This window comes from Bradyrhizobium sp. (assembly GCF_019244115.1).
In the GTDB taxonomy this organism is placed as follows: Bacteria; Pseudomonadota; Alphaproteobacteria; order Rhizobiales; family Xanthobacteraceae; genus Bradyrhizobium.
Genome location: NZ_JAFATE010000115.1, coordinates 1 through 3975, shown reverse-complemented (window position 1 = coordinate 3975; position 3975 = coordinate 1). Strand labels below are relative to the sequence as shown.

Below are 3975 nucleotides of genomic sequence, written 5' to 3'. Positions count from 1 at the left end.
CTGATCGGGGCGCAGATCTATGTTCGGCTGCGCAAGCCGAAAATGGCTGTCATCGCGGATGGCTCGCCGGCGGGATTCGCCCGGCAGGAGTTCGCGCCGGGCTCGGGCGAGTGATGCGGCAGGTTGCTTGGTGAGCGGAGCTTCGGTTCCGATTCAAGCGGAACGGAAGCTCCGATCATATCCCTAGAAAGCCGGGCCCTCGCCGTTCCGACCATAGGTGATGCGCGGCGTCTGCAGCGTGCCATCGGCCTGCTTCTTGGCCGCGCCGACGAAGATCTTTGTGCCCGGCTGGATCTCCTCCCGCTTGCCCATTTCGTAGGTCACCACGACGGTCTGCGGCGTCACCACCAGCTTCTTCTCGCCGTCCTTGTACTTGACCGACAGCACGGGCCCGTCCACGCCGGTGACCGCCTGCTCCACATTGCCGTTGGTCATCTTGCTCTTCGGCAGCAGGTCCCAATCGTAATGGCCTTCGCCGGTGCCGCGCATCGCTTCCGGGAAGATATGGACCTCGATGGCCCTCTGGGTGCCGTCCTCCTGCATCATGCCCGCGGATCCGACGAACATGCCCGGCTTGATGTCGCTCATCTTGGCCGGCACGATGGCGACGAACAGCGGGTTGTCGGTCACGGTCAGCCTGGCAACCGATCCATCGCGCATTTTGACCACGAAAACGGGACCTTCGATGCGCTCGACCGTGCCGCGGACCCGCACGGTGTCTTCGGCTGACGCCTGAATCAGGGAAGACAGCAGAATGACGCTGGGAATGGCGACGGCGCGCAGAAACTTTCCGATCAAGACAACCTCCCCGAATTTTTTCTTGCGATTGTCGTGGCAACCCCAATGGCCCCAACTTATTCCGGGACCGGACAAGCCCCGGATGTCATTGGGGACCACGCACGCAATCGCCATCGCCGGATGGGGCGCGAAATGTTCCGTACTTCAAAAAATCGCGAGACACCTTGAGAGGGGATCGCCGATTTGCTGAATCTTAAGTCCGCGCCGGCCACGCTGGGCGCCGCAGCCGTACGCAACCGATCCACTTCGCGAAGGAGGACAAGTGCGGATCGCCAATGTGACGTCAGTGGCTTTGCTTGCCACGCTCGTTGGGCTGGCGCCGGTCCTGGCGAAGAGCTCAGACGCGCGAAAGCCGGCCGGCGACGCAGCGACGTCAGCGTCCTGTCACGCCTATCAGCAGGAAGCAGATGGATCCTGGACCGAACGCCCATGTGAGGAAAAAGGCCAGCCGGCTCAAACCCAGCACAGACCGGTCGCAAAGGGATCTGAAGAGGAGCCGCGCTGAGATCCGCCGATCTCCAGCGCCGCGCTTCGGACGTTCAACCGCCAGTTTGGCAGTGTCCCGCGCCGTCCATCGCGCGTTGGCCCAACGGGTCAACCTGATGTCACACTCCGTGGTAGATCTTGATCCCCCATAGTACGACAACGATGGCCGATACCAGCGTGGCCACCGCCAACAGATTTTCAAAGGAAGCGAGCCTCATTTACACCACCCTTCGCTTCCCAGCCCCACCTAAGCGTGTAGTCGATTCGGACACTTTCCCGCAATCATTCCGCCATAATCGGTAAAAATACGGTCTCATTGTGCTCTTCAGGGCACAATCTTACCGCAGCAGCCCGCAAAGATCCGGACTGCCCTCAAAGCGAGGATGAGTTGCCGCTGCGAGGCCTCAGCTCTGATTCGGTCCGCGCATGATCTTCATGGCGGCTTCGATGTGGCGCCACTCGCGGGCTTCCTCGCCATCGCCCTTCTGCTCGCAGTCGACCGCCTTCTGCGCCGCCTGGGCGATCGCCTCAAAACCGTGCTTCTCGAGCATCTGGCGCGCGATCGTGTGAATCTGCACCTCAGAGATCATGGTCGCTCTCCTTCCAGCTACGCCTTCGCTGCAGGAAAGCGAAGCGCGAGGGATTGAGTTCCCCGGCCGAGCCCGAGAATTGGGTCCGGCTCTGCTGCAAGCGATTGCAAAAACATCACGCGGCGAGAAACAGCCCGCCGCGTTCATCATGAAATCAGCCTTGCGCGCAGCGGCTCAACTAAAAATCTCGAACAGCCCGGCACCGCCCTGCCCGCCGCCGATGCACATCGTCACCACGCCCCATTTGGCCTTGCGGCGGCGGCCTTCCTGCAGGATGTGGCCGGTGAGCCGCGCGCCCGTCATGCCGAAGGGATGGCCGATCGCGATCGAGCCGCCATTGACGTTGTATTTCGAAGGATCGATGCCGAGCTGGTCGCGGCAATACAGGCACTGGCTGGCGAAGGCTTCATTGAGCTCCCAGATGTCGATGTCGTCGACCTTCAGGCCGTGGCGCTTCAACAGTTTTGGCACGGCGAACACCGGACCGATGCCCATCTCGTCGGGTTCGCAGCCCGCCACCGCCCATGCCACGAAACGGCCGAGCGGCTGGAGCCCGCGCTTCTCGGCATCCTTGGCTTCCATCAGCACGACGGCGGCGGCGCCATCGGAGAGCTGGCTGGCATTGCCCGCGGTGATGTATTTGCCCGGCCCCTTCACCGGCTCGAGTTTGGCGAGGCCTTCCATCGTCGTCTCCGGGCGGTTGCACTCATCGCGCGACACCGTGTAGTCGACGATGCTCTCTTCCTTGGTCTCCTTGTTGACGACCTTCATCCTGGTCTTCATCGGGACGATCTCGTCCTTGAACTTGTTCGCCTGCTGCGCCGCGGCCATGCGGCGCTGCGATTCCAGCGAGAACTCGTCCTGGTATTCCCTGGAGATCTTGTAGCGCTCGGCGACGATGTCGGCGGTGTCGATCATCGCCATGTAGATGTCCGGCGCATATTTCAAAAGCTCCGGATCCTGGGCCTCCTTCGGCACGCCGCCGACCGGCGCCGAGATGCTCTCGACCCCACCTGCGACGATGCAATCGGCACCATCGGAACGGATATGGTTCGCGGCCATCGCGATGCTCTGCAGGCCCGAGGAACAGAAGCGGTTCACGGAGACGCCGGCCGTGGTCTTCGGCATGCCGGCGAGCAGTGCGGCCTCGCGGCCGATATTGCGCGCGCCATGAGCGCAATTGCCGAGATAGCAGTCCTCGACATACTCCTTGTCGACGCCGGCGCGCTCCACGGCATGATGGATCGCATGCGCCGCCATCGTCATGGGCGCCGTGATATTGAATCCGCCGCGTACCGATTTGGCGAGGCCCGTGCGCGCATATGAAACGACCACAGCTTCACGCATGTTATGTTTTCTCCCTAGGCGAGATGTTATTCTTGAAATTGCCTAGCACGCGCCACCGCCGCGGTCGATTGCCTTGCGGCGACGCAGGCCGGTGCCTGAAATCCGTGCGGCGGAATGGCGGGCCGTCGGTGCTCGCGCCTGCGCGCGGACGGCTCTTCCGGCATCCCAGCGGTCCAACCTGCCCGACCACGATGATCCCATGCCTGATCCGTTCGACCTCCAGCGGTTCGTCGATGCCCAGCACGACGTCTATCGCCAGGTGGCCGCGGAATTGTCCGCCGGGAGGAAACAAAGCCACTGGATGTGGTTCATCTTTCCGCAAATCGCGGGGCTCGGCTTCAGCGCGATGGCGCAACGCTACGCAATCTCATCACGTGGGGAGGCCGCCGCCTATCTTGCACATGACATTCTCGGCCCGCGCCTGGTCGAATGCACGCGCCTCGTCCTGAGCGTCGAGGGCAAGACCATTCGCACTATCCTCGGCTCGCCCGATGACCTCAAATTCCGCTCGTCCATGACGCTGTTTTCCGCCGTTTCGAAGGCTCAGATCTTCGACCAGGCGCTCGCGAAGTATTTCGCGGGCGAGAAGGATCAGGCGACGCTCGACCTGCTCGGCTAGCTCGCGAGCTTCATGAAATCGGGCGGGCGGCGCTCGGCGAAGGCGGTAAAGGCTTCGCGCGCCTCGGCGGTCCTGAGCCGTTCGGCGAAACATTCGCTTTCCGCGGCAATCTGCGCCGCAAGTGCGTCGGCCCTT

At 62.6% G+C, this 3975-nt stretch carries 4 protein-coding genes and 1 pseudogene; 1 reads left to right on the top strand and 4 read right to left on the bottom strand.

Going from position 1 to position 3975, the window contains the following annotated elements; genetic code table 11:
• Positions 1-183: 183 nt before the first annotated feature.
• The 3 genes from JOZ76_RS05510 to JOZ76_RS05500 form a co-directional block, all read right to left on the bottom strand.
• The gene (locus tag JOZ76_RS05510) at positions 184-798 is read right to left on the bottom strand and encodes a hypothetical protein (protein WP_291697619.1); all 615 of its coding nucleotides are present in this window, start codon (positions 796-798) and stop codon (positions 184-186) included.
• Between the two features lie 890 nt (positions 799-1688).
• The gene (locus JOZ76_RS05505) at positions 1689-1874 is read right to left on the bottom strand and encodes a hypothetical protein (RefSeq protein WP_291697618.1); all 186 of its coding nucleotides are present in this window, start codon (positions 1872-1874) and stop codon (positions 1689-1691) included.
• Positions 1875-2048: 174 nt separating this feature from the next.
• A complete protein-coding gene (locus tag JOZ76_RS05500) occupies positions 2049-3221 on the bottom strand; it encodes an acetyl-CoA C-acyltransferase (RefSeq protein ID WP_291697617.1) in 1173 nt (390 codons plus the stop codon).
• A gap of 199 nt (positions 3222-3420) precedes the next feature.
• Here JOZ76_RS05500 and JOZ76_RS05495 point away from each other — a divergent pair, with 199 nt between their 5' ends.
• Entirely contained in the window at positions 3421-3840 is a 420-nt protein-coding gene (locus JOZ76_RS05495; RefSeq protein WP_291697616.1) for a DUF1810 domain-containing protein, read from the top strand.
• Here JOZ76_RS05495 and JOZ76_RS38135 read toward each other — a convergent pair.
• Positions 3837-3975, bottom strand: a pseudogene (locus tag JOZ76_RS38135) (enoyl-CoA hydratase); the annotation flags it as partial. The gene JOZ76_RS05495 and the pseudogene JOZ76_RS38135 sit on opposite strands and share 4 nt — an antisense overlap.

What these genes read in the sequence shown, in the direction of transcription:
- JOZ76_RS05505 (WP_291697618.1), bottom strand. Translation starts at nt 1,874, where the DNA reads ATGATCTCTGAGGTGCAGATTCACACGATCGCGCGCCAGATGCTCGAG.
- JOZ76_RS05500 (WP_291697617.1), bottom strand. Translation starts at nt 3,221, where the DNA reads ATGCGTGAAGCTGTGGTCGTTTCATATGCGCGCACGGGCCTCGCCAAA.
- JOZ76_RS05495 (WP_291697616.1), top strand. Translation starts at nt 3,421, where the DNA reads ATGCCTGATCCGTTCGACCTCCAGCGGTTCGTCGATGCCCAGCACGAC.